The organism is Limnospira platensis NIES-39 (assembly GCF_026000695.1).
GTDB lineage: Bacteria > Cyanobacteriota > Cyanobacteriia > Cyanobacteriales > Microcoleaceae > Limnospira > Limnospira platensis.
In genome coordinates, this window is the sequence record NZ_AP026945.1 from 1,290,034 (window position 1) to 1,307,189 (window position 17,156).

Here is a 17,156-nt window from a genome sequence, read left to right on the forward strand (position 1 = left end):
CCCTCACATTTTTAAGGTGACGAGCAATCAGAAGAGACGCAACAATGTCTAATCATATTTTCGTTTTAGATACCAACCGTAAGCCCCTGACCCCCTGCCAGCCAGGGGTCGCACGGTTTCTACTCAAAGCCGGAAAAGCATCGGTATTTCGACGCTACCCATTCACCATTATTCTCAACAAGGAGGTTGATGCGAATCCTGAACCGCTCGAACTCAAATTAGACCCAGGTTCTAAAGTCACTGGAATTGCCCTGAAGCAAGGGAATCGAATCATCTTTGCTGCCGAGTTGCAGCACCGAGGACAGCAGATAGTAGAAGCCTTACGGTCTCGTCGGCAACTGCGACGTTCTCGACGAAACCGCAAGACCCAATATCGGCCGGCTCGGTTCTTGAATCGGACTCGTCCCCAGGGTTGGTTGGCTCCGAGCTTGCAGCATCGAGTCGATACCCTGATGACCTGGGTTAACCGATTCCGTAGACTTGCCCCAGTGGGCCGCATTGTTCAAGAGCTAGTACGGTTCGACCTACAATTGATGGAAAACCCTGAGATCTCAGGTGTTGAGTATCAGCAGGGAGCCTTACAAGGCTACGAAGTCCGGGAATACCTGTTGGAAAAGTGGGGCCGAACCTGTGCTTACTGTGGTGCTAAACATGTACCCCTTGAAGTTGAGCATATTCAGCCCCGGTCTAAGGGGGGCTCTGACCGGGTGTCTAACCTGACGATCGCTTGCCACTCATGCAATCAAGCCAAAGGCAATGGGGACATTCGGGATTTTTTATCGGGCCAGCCTGATGTCCTGAGTCGTCTTCTGAGGCAGGCCAAATCACCCCTTAACGATGCGGCTGCCGTTAACTCGACTCGGTGGGCCTTGTTCAAGGCTCTCAAAGCCACAGGACTTCGGGTCACCACAGGAACCGCCGGACAAACGAAGTTCAATCGACTTCGGCTTAACCTACCCAAGGCTCATTGGCTTGATGCTGCCTGTGTTGGAGACGTCGAATCACTCGATATTGTCACGTCAAAACCGTTGCTGATTCTAGCGAAGGGGCATGGAACTCGTCGGATGTGCGGGACGAATAAGTACGGATTCCCCACTCGTCACCGCTCCAGGAAGCAAATTCACAAAGGTTTTCAGACTGGCGATATCGTCACGGCTACGGTCACGGCCGGGAAGAAAATTGGCTCCTATGTAGGACGGGTTCTCTGCCGTGCCTCTGGCAGTTTTGATATGACCACCGCCTCGGGACGGGTGACAGGCATCAACCACAAATACTGCCAACCTATTCACCGAAAGGATGGTTACGCCTATGCTTGAAAGATTCACGGGGACTAAAGTCCCCCGGTCCCGTTTCCTCCCCGGTCTAAAGACACGGGGCTTCCACGCTCCCCAGAGGTTTACGTGAGGGAGACCTGTATTATGTACTGACCGCTAACCATGTTGTCCGCAGTCCCGATGAATACATAATTATCACCCATGACGGCCAAAAATACGCCCTAGACTACGATCGCGTCATTAGACTACCGGGAATCGACTTAGCAGTTTTAGCCTTCAGTAGCGATCGCACCTACCCCCTGGCACAAATTGCCGATTATGATTATGATGCCGAGTCCCGACACATTTTCATTTCCGGCTGGCCAGAATTTCAGCCCCGCCTATTTACGGCCGGGTTACTAATTAGCGAAGCCTACAAACTCGCCTTTGTCAAAGAACCCACCACCCGTGGTTATGACCTATTTTATACCAATTTCACCCAGGTAGGTATGAGTGGGGGGCCGATTTTAGACACCCAAGGTCAGGTAATTGGTATTCACGGAATGTCAGAAGGTCAAATCCTCATAGACGAGATCACCGGAACCAGCAATCGAGTTACAGTAGGCTACAGTGCAGGTATTCCCGTAAACCGATTTTTGCAATCAGGGATTCCCCTTAACCTCAATATCAGCGATCGCCAACCAGACCCCCCTACTCCCCGGGAATTACAATCTATTTCCGCTTATATGCAGGTTCCCCAAGTTAGCGATCGCTTTAGCGCCATCGACTGGACTAATCGCGGAAATCAGCTTTATCGCCACGAAAGATGGCGAGACTCCTTAGAAGCCTTTGAAAGGGCGATTAACATACAGTCTAATTTTTATCCGGCTTGGTATGGTCGCGGAAATGCCTTATCTTCCCTGAGTCAATACGATGAGGCGATCGCATCCTATGATCGCGCTACCCAACTCCAACCTAATTTTCATCCCGCATGGCGTGATCGTGGGGCGCTATTAATGTCTATCGGTCGCCATGAAGAAGCCTTACAAGCCTTTGACCGCCTCCTACAAATTCAACCTGATGATTATGGGATTTGGTATTTACGAGGCAATATTTTAATGAATCACCTAGATGACTACCCAGAGGCGGCGAAATCTTATACTCGCGCGATCAATATCAAACCTGATTTTACCCCCGCTTTGACAGCTCAAGCCCAAGCCCTATTTCGCCTCGGAGACTATGGAGAGGCGATCGCATCGGTAGACGAATCTCTCCATCACAATCCTCACCAAAGAGAAGCCTGGGTTTTAAGGGGTCAAATCTTTATGGAAATTAAACGTTACGCACAAGCCCTTAATGCCTATAATCGCGCTATTTATCTTGATAGTAACCACTCCCAAAGTTGGTTAGGTAAAGCGATCGCCTATCTGCGACAGGGCCGCGACCAAGAAGCTAAAGATCGCGACCAAAGGGCATTAGAAATCAATCCTGGCGACCTAGAAATTCAACAATTTCTACAAACACTCCCCTAAAAATCAGTAGGGGCAGCTTTGAGCCGCCCCTATGACCAAACTACATTGATGTACCTACACTTTCGCGATCGCCATTTCCCCCAATTGATTTCAACTTTCCGAAAAATTAGTCTCCTCAATCAACTGACGGAGTTTCTTCCATTTTGGTAACCACTCCCAAACCCCATCTGTGTGTTCAATTCTAGTCACAACTCTTTCAATGAATACTTCCTCTGGGTGGTTTTTATTTGAACTATCTTCAAATCCCCAATCACCGAGTTTGTCTCTCATGGCGTAGAGTAAATCCTTCCCCGCAAAATAATGGAGATAATTTTGAAAACGAGATCCTGCTGATTTGAATTTAGGAAGTAAATCCCTGAATTTCCCTTGCACATTTTCGGGTGACACAATTCTCTCGCCCTTATATTCTCTAACAATTTCAGCTATCCTTACTTCACAGTAATCTTCGCCTAGTTTGGGCGGGAATGAATGTCCTTGTCGAACTTTGTCGCCCCAAAAATTCTTAAACTTTTCGCAATCTAAAGCAGTTCTTGCCGCCTAATATGCAGCAATTTTCTCCGCTGCTTGGTCTAAAGCATTCTGATACTCAGAGTTTGATGGTGCTTTCTTTCCTAATGCGTTTCGGACGACTACCGGATCGATTAAATAGTTTTCAATCTCTTTTCTTTCCCACGCCCAACCGACCCATATTTGATCATATACACATCGAATGGGTTCATTGGTTATTTCCCAATCTCGACAATCGAAATCATGATCGACCAAACAAGCTAAATTGGGTTGTCGGTCACGGTCGGCGATAATACTACTCAGAAAGCTGGACGTTTTGCCCCCGAGAGGGCGAATTTCACATTTGGGTAATAACTGACGAATAACTCGAATATCAATGCTTTTCGGACTTCCTTCGCAGTAAAGATTCGTTACAGACACAGCGTTCCTCCCGGTAAACGGTAGGTTTCACTTTCTCCAACAACATTGCTCACCGAGTCAGAGTGAGTGGTAATAATAAATTGACAGGTTGGTTCAATTTTCATCAGTTGGGATACAAAATATTGAGCAGCCGGAGGATGTAAGTTCAAATCTATTTCATCGATTAAGACCACCGAATAAGCAATTTGTTGCCTCACAAATTCATATAACAAAGGAAAAACAGACTGTTCTCCGGCTGACATTTCTTGAACGTCATAGGTTCGATATCCATCATTCAGCAGAAAATAAGTTTCTGAACCTGTCGGATCATTTTGACTGGGCATTTTTTCTATCCCAGCAAATGAGCGATCGGGAAAAACTTTTTTATAAAGTCTTTCTATCTGCAATAAATAACTATTTGAATAATCGCCAATTCCTGATTCTTGGTTTCTGTGCCAATCAATCAGGTATTGTCGTAAAATCCCGACTCCCACATCAAAGGATGCTTCACTACTACTTTCGTTGAGATTGTCTCTGCTACTGTCTGGCTTGGAATGGGAACCTAAGTTCCTGAACTGGTCAAACCAAAAAACTCCGGGAAGTTTGGCAAAATAATGTCGGACAGATTGCTCTCTCCTATTGATCAACCATTGAGCATAATATCTTCCTCTAAATTGGGCGCGTTCTGCGGGAGTATCTCCCGCTTTCCAAAAATCACCGTTTAACAGAAGGCTCACTCTCCGGCTATCTCCCGGTTCGACAAATTCCCGCATTTCTTTGAATTCGTCAGGTTGAGCATCGTACCATTTTTTTGCCAGTTCAGAAGTGGTTTTTAATTCTTCCTCCTCAAATAAAATCTGCATCTCAATCTTTGGTGATCCCCACCTAAAATGGCGACCGGGAAGGAAACCGATCCAGTTAAAATCTGCTACATCTCGAATCCGACCAGTTGCTAAGGCTAAAGGAAGGGCGATCGCCTGTAAGAGGGTCGTTTTACCTGTTCCGTTATCGCCGAGGATCAGATAGCGATCGCTCACCTCGTCCAGAATATTATTCTTGAATGAAATTTCTAGGTCCTGAAATCGTTTGAAGTTTTCGATTTTAATCGATTCTACTTTCATATAATTAAATTTTTTCTGTGCGTGCATCCTACAGCGGTATCTCGGAGATGGCTACCCTTCTCCCGTCACCAATTTTAACCGGAACAGATCGCCTATGTGGATCTCCCAAATTTGAGGCGGCGATCACTTATACTCGCGTGATCAATATCAAACCTGATTTTACCCCCGCTTTCACCGCTAAAGCCCAAGCACTATTTCTCCTGGGAGACTATGGAGAGGCGATCGCCTATCTGCCACAGGGCCGCGACCAAGAAGCTAAAGATCGCGACCAAAGGGCATTATAAATAAATCCTGGCGACCTAGAAATTCAACAATTTCTACAAACACTCCCCTAAAAATCAGTAGGGGCAGCTTTGAGCCGCCCCTATGACCAAACTACATTGATGTACCTACACTTTCGCGATCGCCATCCTCATTCGTGCCTTCATAACCACTTTGAACAACTAGACCGTGGTTGTTGAAGCTTTTCCAGGCAGGCGAATTAGGCGAGGAGATCGCCGCCACATCAGAAACCAAAGCTAGACCCCCACCCGTCGAAGCCACTAGCCCGAGTAACACAATTATTTTCTTCATTTTTCGATGCACCCTGATTTTCTACCTACCCAGTTTTGACCTGGCTGGGTAGCCCCCAGTGGGTTATAGCTATCTCCCACCCGACAGCAAAATTAATCAACTCATAACCCCGGACAGAGGCAGTCCTCTCACCAGAGATTTGTTAACCAATTACCGCTTCGAGCCTAAGTTTATATTGTCTTATACACCTATAGGTTTTGGGTAGTGGGCAGTAACCCATCAGGGGGATAACCACTGATAATCTCAATTTCAAATTTCGATAAACTTATACTTAGTTAGCACGGGGGTCCGGGAGACTAAATATCAAGCAATTGGCAGTTTTTCTGAAGAGGCAAAAAACTTGATGGGAGCCAATTATACTGACTCCCCAGACCTGCTAAATCTTTCCGGTTAACTGTAAATATTGGCAACGGATTTTTCAAACTCCATGCGCTGTTTAGCTTTGTTGAGAAAATATCCATTCATCATCGCAGAAGCTAGAAGACGACCAAGATTTTCACGGCTAGTAGTAATTGTCACATCAAAATGGTCAGAAGGCAATCCACCAAGGATTTGTAGTAGATTATGTTCCATCAATTGAGCTACATCCGGATCAGCTTGGGAGAGTTGGGCTATTGTTTCCGGGGGCATTGATTTCACATATTGCCACAATCCATTACTGCCGGAAAGGCGATCGCCACAAAACTCAGGAACTCCATTTGATTTGTTATTCATTTGCCAGATCCTGTAATAATCTATCTTTAACTACACTATAGCGATATCAGTAGCACCATCGACAGTGATTAAAACCGAACCTCAGTAGACGGCTACCGTAACTAATTTCCCCCCTGATAACGTTCGACTAGGATAATTGCCACGATATCATCAATGGGTCTGGGGGGAACCCGCATCCCCTGGGGTAACAGACGAGATAGACCCTGGGGGGGATACATTTCCCAATAGCGATCGCGTGCTTGCAAAGAACTATAACGCTCATCAACTTCCACTATCTGAATAGACTCGGGAAGAACCGCGCGCATTTGTTGTTTCCAGGTCCGGGAAGTGGTTTGATTTCCCATCACCACCAGTTGCACCGAAAACTGACTACAGAGTGATTCTACCGTGGCGATCGCATCATTCGCCGCCACTACTTGATGGTAATAAACCTGTTGATTGTCCCCTACCACCGCCACCCCGCATTTATCCCGACCCGGGTCAAAACCCAAAATCACCACCGCCAAACCTCCGCCCAATCAATATCATCAAGTTTTCGGGTCTGTTGACGAGTGCTAATCAACACCTCCCCGTTATGACGCGCCAACAAATCCAAGCGCAGGGGACCGATAGTATAAGTATCCTGCGCCGCCACCGCTTGTAGTTCCAAGGTTTGATCATACTCCTCCAACCGCTGAATAAAAGAAATCAGAGTATCTATGCGATCGTCACTCATTTCTATCGAACCATTTACCACCCCTACAAAACGAGCCCTAAAACTCGAAGCATCCAAAAGCTGTTGTAATTGCTGTTGCAGCCTTTCCGAAGTCATAGTAGCCGGATTTAAAGAAGTTCCCGCCACAATTTGACCACTGCTAAATAACAGTTGATTCAGCTCCGCCCTAGTATAAACTGCCACCCGTTTTTCACCCACTAAATAATTAGCAGCCGCGACGATTTGTACCACATACTCCTCACCATCATTAATTTCCTCAATCAGTTCTTCAACCTCAGCTTTAGTAATCATAACTACCATATCTTGATTAGCACTTTGATTACCCATTTGCACAAATCTTAGGGCATTGCGGTTAGCTTCTTGTAGCAGTCTATTTACCGCATCTTTAGAACTGTCTTTATCCCCAATTCTCACCAATCCACTCGCCAGAACTTCACCCCGTTTGAGAGCTACACTACCCTCTCGCAGCATTTGAAAACCCCGTTGAGCATTAGCTTTTTGTTCTTCCAATTGCTGTTGAGCTATTTCCAATTCAGATAAGCGTTTTTCCCGTTCAGCAATCACCATGTCTTGGTCAGCAATTTGGCGATCGCGATCTTCTATCTGAGCCGACACCCTCTCCCGCTGCTCGATTAAATCTTGACGTTCTACTTGTAGTTGATCTATTTCTGTTTCCAGCTCTTTTTTTTGCTGGTATACTTGACTTAATTGAGATTCTATGCTATCTACTTCCGCCTCAATCTCAGTTTTCGCCGCTTCCATTTGACTGAGTTGATTCTGAAGTTGATGCAATTCACTCTCCGTATTTTCCAGGCGACTTTGAGCCCTTTCCAATTCTTGCTCACGTTCGGATACTTCTACCTTAGCATTATTGAGAGAAGAATTAATTTCGTTTAAGTAATCAACCGCTGCTTGTAGTTCATTTTGAGCCTGTATTAACTCCGATTCTACCCGATGCTTTTCTACCTGAGCCTGGGTCAAATCCTTACGAGCCTGATTGAGTCTATCCTGAATTTGGTCAATAGTAAACACACCCCGGCGCAGAGGTTTACTGGTCGCGAATAAAATCACTAAGGTTAAGGCTGAAAGCATAGTTCCCGTGGCCATAGTCACCACAGCCGCCGTTTTTTTGGGGCGCATTTTAAATAAACTGAGGCGAGCCTTACCAACCTTAGTCCCGAGGCGATCGCTCACCACCGCGATCACCCCTCCCAGAGTGAGAATAGCAATAACAAAAATAAAAGCAGCGGTCATATCAGTTTCAAGGCTAGGGGTTAGAATATTCGATTAATCCTCCATTGCTATCATCTTCCATTGTGAAGCCAATTTTTCCAAGTTGCAATAGTTATGGACTATCCCGGAGCCCAAAATCGGGAAGCCTCGGGAGTCACGAATCGAGATCATCCCCAAAACCAGAACGGTATATGATTATTGTTAAGCTCAAGCTGAGAGCCAATTCTGGTGAGGCTGTGACAGCCAGACTGACCCGATAATTTTTCAGGTAAATTGTTGGCTCAGGGTAACAGGATTATGAACAGTAATTTTCTTTTTATAAATCGAGATCATATTTTTCTGTCGTAAGTCTCCCAAAAGTCGAGTTACAGTCACCCGCGTTGAGCCAATAGCCTCAGCGATCGCCTGATGGGACAATTTGAGATCAATACGAATCCCATCTCGACCGGGAACCCCAAAATCTCGACACAAAATCAATAAAAAACTCACCAATCGCGATCCCATATCCCGATGCGCCAAAGTTTCGATCATCATCTCCGTTTGCAGAATGCGAGACGACAGACCCCGCAACATCACCATAGACAATTCGGGATCACTTTTCAGAGCCTTTTCCACCTGTTCAATGGGAACAGAAAGCAATTCCACCTGGGTAAAAGCCACCGCATGGTAAAACCGATCAGACTTATGACCCGTAATCAGCGAGAGGACACCAAAGACACTATTTTCCCTAAGTAGAGCCACAGTGATTTCCTCTCCCGCCTCATAAACCCGAGACAGCTTCACGGCTCCCTTAATTAAGACATAAACCCGCTCGGCTGGATCACCGGGGAAAAATATAGTTTTACCACGGTCAAAACTCTCCACCACAGGGGGAAACGCTCCGCCACCAATTTGACGGAACACTGATGCTAACGGTCTATCATACGTCACTGACCCGATTCCTTCCACTTAACCACTGCGCTAGTTTGACTCTGACTTGAACTGACTTTAAATGTTCACCGACTCGATGCTTTCAAATCTGGCGACCAAAACCCTCGTGCAGATTAAACTCTATTGACATCCTCCCTCGTTAAGCGAAAGATTATAATGGGAGATCCCCTAACACTCACCTAGAGTCATTCCCTGGCACAAAGGTTTTTACCCTGACCTGGAATCAAAATTGTGAGTATCTCAGTACGTCCATTTATACAGGTCATTGGTTTCATGTCTACCCAGAGTATATCTAAGCCAACGGAGTTGGTGTCGAAAAAACGACTCAATTGCCATATTTTGGCGATGCCAAAGATTTTGACCTGAAATTAGCCACCTGCGATCGTGAACTGGGTGCATACTATGCCCGCCGGCTCCTGATTCATCTAGGCACGCCAAAGGGATTCTACCACCAAACCTCTTGTTTTCAACCCCCAATTGTGGGAGTTTTCTCGTCCCCTTTTCAAATACAATAATCTACTATGTTGGATTTAAACGGAAAAAACGCACTGGTCACTGGCATTGCTAACGAGCGTTCCATCGCTTGGGGTATTGCCCAACAACTCCACTCCTGCGGTGCTAACCTAGGAGTCACCTATCTACCCGATGACAAGGGACGGTTTGAAAAAAAGGTTCGCAGTCTAGTCGAACCACTCAATCCCAGTATCATCATGCCCTGTAATGTCCAGGATGATGCACTGGTAACATCCCTATTTGATACCATTCGAGACCAATGGGGGAAACTCGATATCCTCATCCACTGTCTGGCTTTTGCTGGTAAGGAGGAACTATCGGGAGACTTTAGCACCGTTTCCCGTGAGGGTTTTACTCGCGCCTTAGATATTAGTTCCTACTCCCTGGTACAGTTGAGTGGCGCTGCTAAACCCTTGATGACCTCTGGTGGTAGTATTGTCACCCTCACCTATTTAGGGGGAGTTAGGGTAGTTCCCAACTATAATGTCATGGGAATTGCTAAAGCTGCCCTAGAAATGAATGTCCGCTATTTGGCGGCTGAATTTGGACCCTTGGGGATTAGGGTTAATGGCATCTCCTCTGGACCGATTCGGACTTTGGCTTCCTCAGCCGTTGGCGGCATTTTAGATATGATTCATCATGTCGAGGAAATTGCCCCCCTAAAGCGGACTGTCACCCAGACTGAAGTAGGAAATACCGCCGCCTTCCTATGCAGTGATCTCTCCAGTGGGATTACTGGCCAGATAATTTATGTCGATTCTGGTTACTGTATCATGGGAATGTAGCCACAAATCCTAATGGTTATCATGGGACTCGGGGAGCGGTGAAATTAACTGTTCCCTGTTCCCACTCAGTTAAAGCTCCCTAAATTATTGACTATGCAAACTCGCGATCGCCCATCAACTTCTACACCAGGAACTAACCCTAATATCAAGCATAACCGCATTGCCACTGTTAAGCGTACTACTGGGGAAACTGATGTTTCTGTGACGGTAAATTTGGACGGTACAGGTAGCTGTGATGTGGCTACCGGAGTGCCTTTTTTAGACCATATGCTACACCAAATTGCCTCCCACGGTTTATTGGATTTGGAGATTAAAGCCGTCGGGGATACTCATATTGATGATCATCATACTAATGAGGATGTGGGCATTACCTTGGGTCAGGCTTTGGCAGCAGCTACAGGCGATCGCAAAGGAATTGTCCGGTTTGGGCATTTTGTCGCCCCCCTTGATGAAGCCTTAGTACAAGTATCCCTAGATTTTTCCGGTCGTCCTCACCTTAGCTATGGCTTGGAAATTCCCACACTCCGGGTAGGAAACTATGATACCCAGTTAGTGCGAGAATTTTTTGTGGCTGTGGCTAATAACAGTTTAATGACCCTTCATATTCGCCAGTTGGACGGGATCAATTCTCACCATATTATTGAAGCGGCATTTAAAGCCTTTGCGCGATCGCTCAGAATGGCCCTAGAAATCGATCCACGTCGTGCGGGTACTATTCCCAGTTCCAAAGGCGTTTTATAACTCATCGAAAACTTGGGGTGGGAAGGCGACCCACCCTACACCAGGGAGAGACGGCTATCAAAGAAGGTGCGTCCCCAGTCTACTTATCTCTTTTTCCGTTAGTTATGAGAAGGTGACGCACCCTACACTGGGGAGAGACAGAAGGTCTACATTTGATACCTCAATAAATCAACGGCTTCTTGATATTGGGGGTCGGCTTCTGTTGCTAATTGCGATCGCATTAAATTAGGACTTTTCACAATGCGATCGGGCATAATTCCCTGTTGGTTAATATCAGTATGGTTAGGGGTTTCATAATGAGCCACTGTCACCGCCAACCCCGCACCATCAGACAAATCAAACAGGGATTGAATTAAGCCTTTCCCAAAGGTTTTTCACTCCCCAACCCATAGGCACAATTCCGGTCGGGACAATTAACTTATCGAATTATCTGCTGTGTTTAAATCATCTCGATCCGATAACGGCATGGTTTGGGCTAACAAAGGTTGGCAATTTTTCCATGCAGTCTACCTATTTTAAGTCCGGCTTTGGGGATTTCTCTTAACCCTTAATTTGACGAACTACGAGACGATAGAGGATGAGTAAAACCCCCCCAATCAACACCAAGGGGAAAGCCACCAGACCCCCGACAAAACACAGCATCAGATGAAGTTTACCCCGTTCGGAGAATTTTACCAGTTTTTTCAGCCAATTAGGAATGGGGTAAGCATCAAGGGGTAAATTCAGTTCTTGATAAATTTCTATGGCTTGCTGTGAGGCGGCAAACCCCTCTTGGTAGCGTCCTAGGGCCTTGTAAGCGTTGCCTAAACCGATTAAAGAATTGGCTTCACCCTGTCGGTCGCCGATTTCCCGTGCGATTTCCAGAGATTCTTCGTAAACGGCGATCGCCTCTTGGTAGCGTCCTAGGGAATAGTAAGCATTGCCTAAACCGATTAAAGAATTGGCTTCACCCTCTCGGTCGCCGATGTCCCGTTTGATGTCCAGAGATTCTTCGTGAAAGGCGATCGCCTCTTGGTAGCGTCCTAGGGCCTTGTAAGCGTTGCCTAAACCGATTAAAGAATTGGCTTCACCCCGTCGGTCGCCGATGTCCCGTGCGATTTCCAGAGATTGTTGGCAAAAGGCGATCGCCTCTTGGTAGCGTCCTAGGGAATAGTAAGCATTGCCTAAATTGTTTAAAGAATTGGCTTCACCCCGTCGGTCACCGATGTCCTGTGCGATTTCCAGAGATTGTTGGTGAAAGGCGATCGCCTCTGGGTAGCGTCCTAGGGAATAGTAAGCATTGCCTAAATTGTTTAAAGAAGCGGCTTCACCCTGTCGGTCGCCGATGTCCCGTTTAATTTCCAGAGATTGTTGGTGAAAGGCGATCGCCTCTTGGTAGCGTCCTAGGGCATTGTAAGCGTTGCCTAAATTGTTTAAAGAAGCGGCTTCACCCTGTCGGTCGCCGATGTCCCGTGCGATTTCCAGAGATTGTTGGCAAAAGGCGATCGCCTCTTGGTAGCGTCCTAGGGCATTGTAAGTGTTGCCTAAACCGATTAAAGAATTGGCTTCACCCTGTCGGTCGCCGATGTCCCGTTTAATTTCCAGAGATTGTTGGTGAAAGGCGATCGCCTCTTGGTAGCGTCCTAGGGAATAGTAAGCACTGCCTAAATTGTTTAAAGAAGCGGCTTCATTCTTTCGGTCGCCGATGTCCCGTTTAATTTCCAGAGATTGTTGGTGAAAGGCGATCGCCTCTTGGTAGCGTCCTAGGGCCTTGTAAGCGTTGCCTAAACCGATTAAAGAATTGGCTTCACCCTGTCGGTCGCCGATGTCCCGTGCGATTTCCAGAGATTGTTGGTAAAAGGCGATCGCCTCTTGGTAGCGTCCTAGGGCCTTGTAAGCGTTGCCTAAACCGATTAAAGAATTGGCTTCACCCCGTCGGTCGCCGATGTCCCGTGCGATTTCCAGAGATTGTTGGCAAAAGGCGATCGCCTCTGGGTAGCGTCCTAGGGAATAGTAAGCATTGCCTAAACCGATTAAAGAATTGGCTTCACCCCGTCGGTCGCCGATGTCCCGTTTAATTTCCAGAGATTGTTGGCAAAAGGCGATCGCCTCTGGGTAGCGTCCTAGGGAATAGTAAGCATTGCCTAAACCGATTAAAGAATTGGCTTCACCCTGTCGGTCGCCGATGTCCCGTTTAATTTCCAGAGATTGTTGGTGAAAGGCGATCGCCTCTTGGTAGCGTCCTAGGGAATGGTAAGTGTTGCCCAAATTGCCTAAAGAAGTGGCTTCATTCTTTTGATCGCCGATGTCCCGTGCGATTTCCAGAGATTGTTGGTAAAAGGCGATCGCCTCTGGGTAGCGTCCTAGGGAATAGTAAGCATTGCCTAAATTGTTTAAAGAAGCGGCTTCATTCTTTCGGTCGCCGATGTCCCGTTTAATTTCCAGAGATTGTTGGTGAAAGGCGATCGCCTCTTGGTAGCGTCCTAGGGAATGGTAAGTGTTGCCTAACGAAGTTAAACAGGCCCCATATCGCCAATCGTCTCGACGGGGCAGATTTTCGACTAATTGCTGGTAGAGTTCTGCAAGGAGTTCATTATTACCCTGTAAACTCAGGAAGTCAGCGACATCACCCCCATTCCGAATGACATCAAACGCCGCCTCATACTCTCCCAACTCACAGCGATGATAAAACACCTCCAAATATTCCCGCACATCCTCCACTGTCTGCCACTCCGCCCGAGGCTTCATACCACTCATATAAAACTCGATCGCCTGTAAATGCGCCTCCCACAAATCCCCCAAGCGAAACTTGAGATACTCAGCAATAAAAGGGAGGAATCGATACCCCTGAGCCTCCGCCAGTAAAAACCCCCGTTTCGCCAACCCCCGCAACTCATTCTGAGCCACCGTCTCCCCAATCATGGCACTGGCCACCGTCCCATCAAAGGCTTGACGCAACACCACCAACGACAGCAACAGCCGCCGCCATTTCTCCGACAAGCCGTTAAAACTCGCATCCAACACCGCCACCAACTGCACTACCTCCTGACGGTGGTATCCCTTTAACCGCGACATCAACAGCCCCACATCCGCAATTCCCAACCCCGCCAACTGACCAATCGTCGCCTCATCCCCCAACTCATCATGCAGCAACCCCGCCACCAGTTTCAGCATCAGGGGATGTCCATTCACCTGGTTAACAAACTCCTGCAATTCCGCCTCGGTTCCCCCCACCGCCAACTCCCGCAACAGTTGCGCCCCCTCCCTCGCTGAGAGTCCCCCTAGGGCTAATTCTGTGGGGTTCTCCTGCACCAACTTAGGCGCAACTTGAGTCGTCACCAGAATTTCCGTCTGGTGACAGGCCCCCAGCCACCGCTGCAAAAAGTCTTGATAGGCTTCATCTTGCAATACCGACTCCAAATTATCCAACACCAGCAAAAAGCGCCGCCGTTGCAGACAATGAACCAAGACATTGGTTAAGCGAGTCTCTGGGATTTGTTCCAACTCCTGGGGGGAGAGTTTGCCCAACTCCTGCAATATCCCGCGAGCCACAAGGGAATAACTCGGACGCTGTCCCAAATCCAGCCACAATTTATCCTCAAAATCCGTCCGCTCCCGAAACAACTTCGCCGCCAGGGTGGATTTGCCCATCCCCGGCAATCCCACAATCACCCCCAGTTTCGTATTCTCATCATCCAGCCAACGGTTAACTTGGCTCAATTCCTCTTCCCGTCCCTGCCAATTCGTCACCTTGGGCGGGTTGGTATCCAAGCTGAAGGAAATAGCTTGAATCCCCGATGTATCCCGCTCCAAGAACGCCACAACCATCTCGAAGCCCGTTTCGAGCGTTTCTTGTAACTGTTGATTCTGTTGGCTGAGATTGCCCAATCCTTCCCTGAGCGTTTCCTGCACACTCTGTAATTCCTGTTGCAACTCAGCCCGCATCTCGTCAATTTTCCCCTGAGTGATGCCCAACTCCTGCAACACCTCCCCAAAGCCAGACTGAATCTGGTTTCCCAACTCCTGGAACCGTTGCGAATCGGTCTCTAACGCCTCTCGCAGTCGCGTCACCGCCGCTAATTCTGCCTGTAAGTCCTGTATCTGGGTTTGGGAACTGGTGTTGAGCAACTCCTCCAAAATCCCCTGCATTTCCCCCAGCAGGGAGAGCGTCAAGCCAGCGAAAGCCCGTCCCCCTTCTTCAAAATCCCCTTTCAACACTTCCCGCAAGGCGAAAGCAAACTTCTCTCGCAACTGGGTCGCCACTTCCTGCACGACATTTTCGGGCAATTCCACCTTAGCCCCCGGACAGAGCCAATGTTTCAGTAATATCTGCCAATCCTCTGCGCTCAAGACGGTTTGAGCGACATACTCCCGCGTACCCCCTCGAAATAGCTCTGTAAGCTCGGTTTCTTGGATTGGGTTAAAATTAACCTTTTTCCCCTTTTTTAAGGCTTCCGCGACTTCCTGCCAGGCTTTGAGGGTATATTTAGCCAGGGCTGCTAGTTTTTTAGTGGAGTGGGGATAGGTTCCGGCTTCGGCGATGCTTTTGATAATCAGGGAGATAGCCAACCCGGTCGCCTCGGTTAAATCATGGTTGCCTAATTTGTCTTGACTCCCTTTCAGGCGAACAGCAATATGCTTGAGGTGTTGGGGAACCATATCATTGGCGACAATGCCCCCAGCCACGGAGGTGGCGATCGCTCCTAGGGAGCCACCGCACACCGTCCCACCCACCAATACGGCAGTCGCGATCAATAATCGATGCTGAGGCTTAGTGAGAATATCCACTGCTCTCTACTGGTCAATGGCGGGTTTTCGGGGGGATTCTCACTGATTATACACTATAAATCACAGTTGGGGACTCAACGGCGATCGCATCCAAACTATCAGCCCTTTTGTGAGAATTTACCTCTCCCAGAGCCAGAGGGTTTACATTATTTGCCCTCTCAATAAATCAACGGCTTCTTGATATTGGGGGTCGGCTTCGGTGGCTAATTGCGATCGCATTAAATTAGGACTTTTCACAATGCGATCGGGCATAATTCCTTGTTTGTTAATATCAGTATGGTTAGGGGTTTCATAATGAGCCACTGTCACCGCCAACCCCGCACCATCAGACAAATCAAACAGGGATTGAATTAAGCCTTTCCCAAAGGTTTTTTCACCCACCAATAAAGCCCGGTGGTTATCCTGAAGCGCACCCGCCAGAATTTCGCTGGCGCTGGCTGTACCACCATTAACTAATACCACTAACGGCGCATCAGTTAAAGCCGATCGCGTCGAATCAAAACCTCCTAAAGACCCTCGCCTATCTACAGTATAAACTATCGCCCCTTGATTTAACCACAACCGAGCAATTTCTACCCCCGACTGTAGCAGTCCACCCGGGTTATTTCGCAAATCCAAAATAAAACCCTGAGCCCCAGCATTGATTAGGTTATTAATCCCATTAGTCACCTCACTGGTCGCATTGGCGCTAAACTGTCGCAAGCGCAGATAACCAAAAGCTAAATTATCCTCCGTTTTTCTCAGTTCGTAAACCACCGGATTTAGTGTAATGTGGTCTCGTAATAATTTGAAATCCTTAGTTGACTGATTTTCCGCAGATTTTACAGTTAAAACTACCTGAGTTCCAGGGTTGCCTCGCATCTTCGCCGCCGCCTCATCCAAGGTCATCTTATCAGTCGAAAAACCATCAATTTTCAGAATGCGATCGCGCGGCTTAATTCCCGCATCATCAGCCGGAGAACCATCAAGGGGAGTCACCACCACCAGCGCCCCCGTCTCAGCCTCCTTAGCAATTTGTAACCCCACTCCCGTCAATTCTCCAGAGGTACTAACTCGCAGACTCCGATATTGTTCCGGTCTCAACAACCTGGTAAACGGATCATCAAGACTCGCCAACATTTCCTCAATAGCCAGATAAGTTTCCTCCCGATTTCTGAGAGGTTTCTTAATTTGTTTTTCCCGCAATAACCACCAATTTTGATGATTAAAACTCTCATCAACATAGGCGCGGTTCACAATACCCCAACTCTCGCTCAGAAGTTTCTGTTCATCCGTCAGCGCCCAAGCCGGTTGCACAACTACTCCCCAAACTAGGATAATCGGTAGCAAGGCGGCGAGGACACAAGAAACCAATCGTCTCGGCATAATAGCAA

15 protein-coding genes and 1 pseudogene are annotated in these 17,156 nt (G+C 47.6%); 5 read left to right on the forward strand and 11 right to left on the reverse strand.

Annotated features, from left to right (window positions below; all coding sequences use genetic code 11):
- The first annotated feature begins 44 nt into the window (after positions 1-44).
- Complete coding sequence (gene iscB, locus N39L_RS06525) at positions 45-1,316, forward strand: RNA-guided endonuclease IscB (protein WP_014274670.1); 1,272 nt, start codon at positions 45-47, stop codon at positions 1,314-1,316.
- Between the two features lie 152 nt (positions 1,317-1,468).
- Positions 1,469-2,785, forward strand: coding sequence for a tetratricopeptide repeat protein (locus N39L_RS06530; RefSeq protein ID WP_434221624.1), 1,317 nt, complete (start codon positions 1,469-1,471; stop codon positions 2,783-2,785).
- 90 nt (positions 2,786-2,875) lie between these two features.
- Here N39L_RS06530 and N39L_RS06535 read toward each other — a convergent pair whose 3' ends face one another.
- From N39L_RS06535 to N39L_RS06545, 3 genes are all read right to left on the reverse strand, one after another.
- Positions 2,876-3,172 carry a hypothetical protein gene (locus N39L_RS06535; RefSeq protein WP_014274672.1) on the reverse strand — a complete coding sequence of 99 codons (297 nt, stop codon included), beginning with the start codon at positions 3,170-3,172 and terminating at the stop codon, positions 2,876-2,878.
- A 150-nt stretch (positions 3,173-3,322) separates the two neighbouring features.
- Complete coding sequence (locus N39L_RS06540) at positions 3,323-3,712, reverse strand: hypothetical protein (protein WP_014274673.1); 390 nt, start codon at positions 3,710-3,712, stop codon at positions 3,323-3,325.
- Positions 3,703-4,812: an AAA family ATPase gene (locus N39L_RS06545; RefSeq protein ID WP_014274674.1), complete on the reverse strand. Its 1,110-nt coding sequence runs from the start codon at positions 4,810-4,812 to the stop codon at positions 3,703-3,705. The genes N39L_RS06540 and N39L_RS06545 overlap by 10 nt, the downstream gene beginning before the upstream one ends.
- 17 nt (positions 4,813-4,829) lie before the next feature.
- On the opposite strand from N39L_RS06545, the gene N39L_RS06550 reads away from it, so the two are divergent.
- Positions 4,830-5,096, forward strand: a complete 267-nt coding sequence (locus tag N39L_RS06550; protein ID WP_231852107.1) for a tetratricopeptide repeat protein — start codon at positions 4,830-4,832, stop codon at positions 5,094-5,096.
- 91 nt (positions 5,097-5,187) lie between these two features.
- Here the strand turns inward: N39L_RS06550 and N39L_RS06555 are convergent, their stop codons facing one another.
- The 5 genes from N39L_RS06555 to ntcA form a co-directional block, all read right to left on the reverse strand.
- Entirely contained in the window at positions 5,188-5,370 is a 183-nt protein-coding gene (locus tag N39L_RS06555) for a hypothetical protein (protein WP_231852108.1), read from the reverse strand.
- A gap of 405 nt (positions 5,371-5,775) precedes the next feature.
- Positions 5,776-6,099: a DUF760 domain-containing protein gene (locus tag N39L_RS06560; RefSeq protein ID WP_006617537.1), complete on the reverse strand. Its 324-nt coding sequence runs from the start codon at positions 6,097-6,099 to the stop codon at positions 5,776-5,778.
- 101 nt (positions 6,100-6,200) lie between these two features.
- On the reverse strand, positions 6,201-6,596 hold the full coding sequence (locus N39L_RS06565; RefSeq protein ID WP_006617538.1) for a pre-16S rRNA-processing nuclease YqgF: 396 nt from the start codon (positions 6,594-6,596) through the stop codon (positions 6,201-6,203).
- Entirely contained in the window at positions 6,593-8,068 is a 1,476-nt protein-coding gene (locus tag N39L_RS06570; protein ID WP_006617539.1) for a DUF3084 family protein, read from the reverse strand. Before N39L_RS06570 ends, N39L_RS06565 begins: the two co-directional genes overlap by 4 nt.
- Positions 8,069-8,311: 243 nt before the next feature.
- A complete protein-coding gene (ntcA, locus tag N39L_RS06575) occupies positions 8,312-8,977 on the reverse strand; it encodes a global nitrogen regulator NtcA (RefSeq protein WP_014274678.1) in 666 nt (221 codons plus the stop codon).
- A gap of 521 nt (positions 8,978-9,498) precedes the next feature.
- Here ntcA and fabI point away from each other — a divergent pair.
- Positions 9,499-10,275: an enoyl-ACP reductase FabI gene (gene fabI, locus N39L_RS06580; protein WP_006617541.1), complete on the forward strand. Its 777-nt coding sequence runs from the start codon at positions 9,499-9,501 to the stop codon at positions 10,273-10,275.
- A gap of 93 nt (positions 10,276-10,368) precedes the next feature.
- A complete protein-coding gene (hisB, locus tag N39L_RS06585) occupies positions 10,369-11,016 on the forward strand; it encodes an imidazoleglycerol-phosphate dehydratase HisB (protein WP_006617542.1) in 648 nt (215 codons plus the stop codon).
- Positions 11,017-11,162: 146 nt separating this feature from the next.
- Here hisB and N39L_RS06590 read toward each other — a convergent pair.
- The 3 genes and pseudogenes from N39L_RS06590 to ctpA all read right to left on the reverse strand — a co-directional run.
- Positions 11,163-11,390 (reverse strand): annotated as a pseudogene (locus tag N39L_RS06590) (S41 family peptidase); the annotation flags it as partial.
- Between the two features lie 166 nt (positions 11,391-11,556).
- Positions 11,557-15,783, reverse strand: a complete 4,227-nt coding sequence (locus N39L_RS06595; protein ID WP_434221531.1) for a tetratricopeptide repeat protein — start codon at positions 15,781-15,783, stop codon at positions 11,557-11,559.
- A gap of 141 nt (positions 15,784-15,924) precedes the next feature.
- Positions 15,925-17,148 carry a carboxyl-terminal processing protease CtpA gene (gene ctpA, locus N39L_RS06600; protein ID WP_014274683.1) on the reverse strand — a complete coding sequence of 408 codons (1,224 nt, stop codon included), beginning with the start codon at positions 17,146-17,148 and terminating at the stop codon, positions 15,925-15,927.
- Between the last annotated feature and the right edge of the window lie 8 nt (positions 17,149-17,156).

What these genes read in the sequence shown, in the direction of transcription:
- iscB (WP_014274670.1), top strand. Translation starts at nt 45, where the DNA reads ATGTCTAATCATATTTTCGTTTTAGATACCAACCGTAAGCCCCTGACC.
- N39L_RS06545 (WP_014274674.1), bottom strand. Translation starts at nt 4,812, where the DNA reads ATGAAAGTAGAATCGATTAAAATCGAAAACTTCAAACGATTTCAGGAC.
- N39L_RS06560 (WP_006617537.1), bottom strand. Translation starts at nt 6,099, where the DNA reads ATGAATAACAAATCAAATGGAGTTCCTGAGTTTTGTGGCGATCGCCTT.
- N39L_RS06570 (WP_006617539.1), bottom strand. Translation starts at nt 8,068, where the DNA reads ATGACCGCTGCTTTTATTTTTGTTATTGCTATTCTCACTCTGGGAGGG.
- fabI (WP_006617541.1), top strand. Translation starts at nt 9,499, where the DNA reads ATGTTGGATTTAAACGGAAAAAACGCACTGGTCACTGGCATTGCTAAC.
- hisB (WP_006617542.1), top strand. Translation starts at nt 10,369, where the DNA reads ATGCAAACTCGCGATCGCCCATCAACTTCTACACCAGGAACTAACCCT.
- ctpA (WP_014274683.1), bottom strand. Translation starts at nt 17,148, where the DNA reads ATGCCGAGACGATTGGTTTCTTGTGTCCTCGCCGCCTTGCTACCGATT.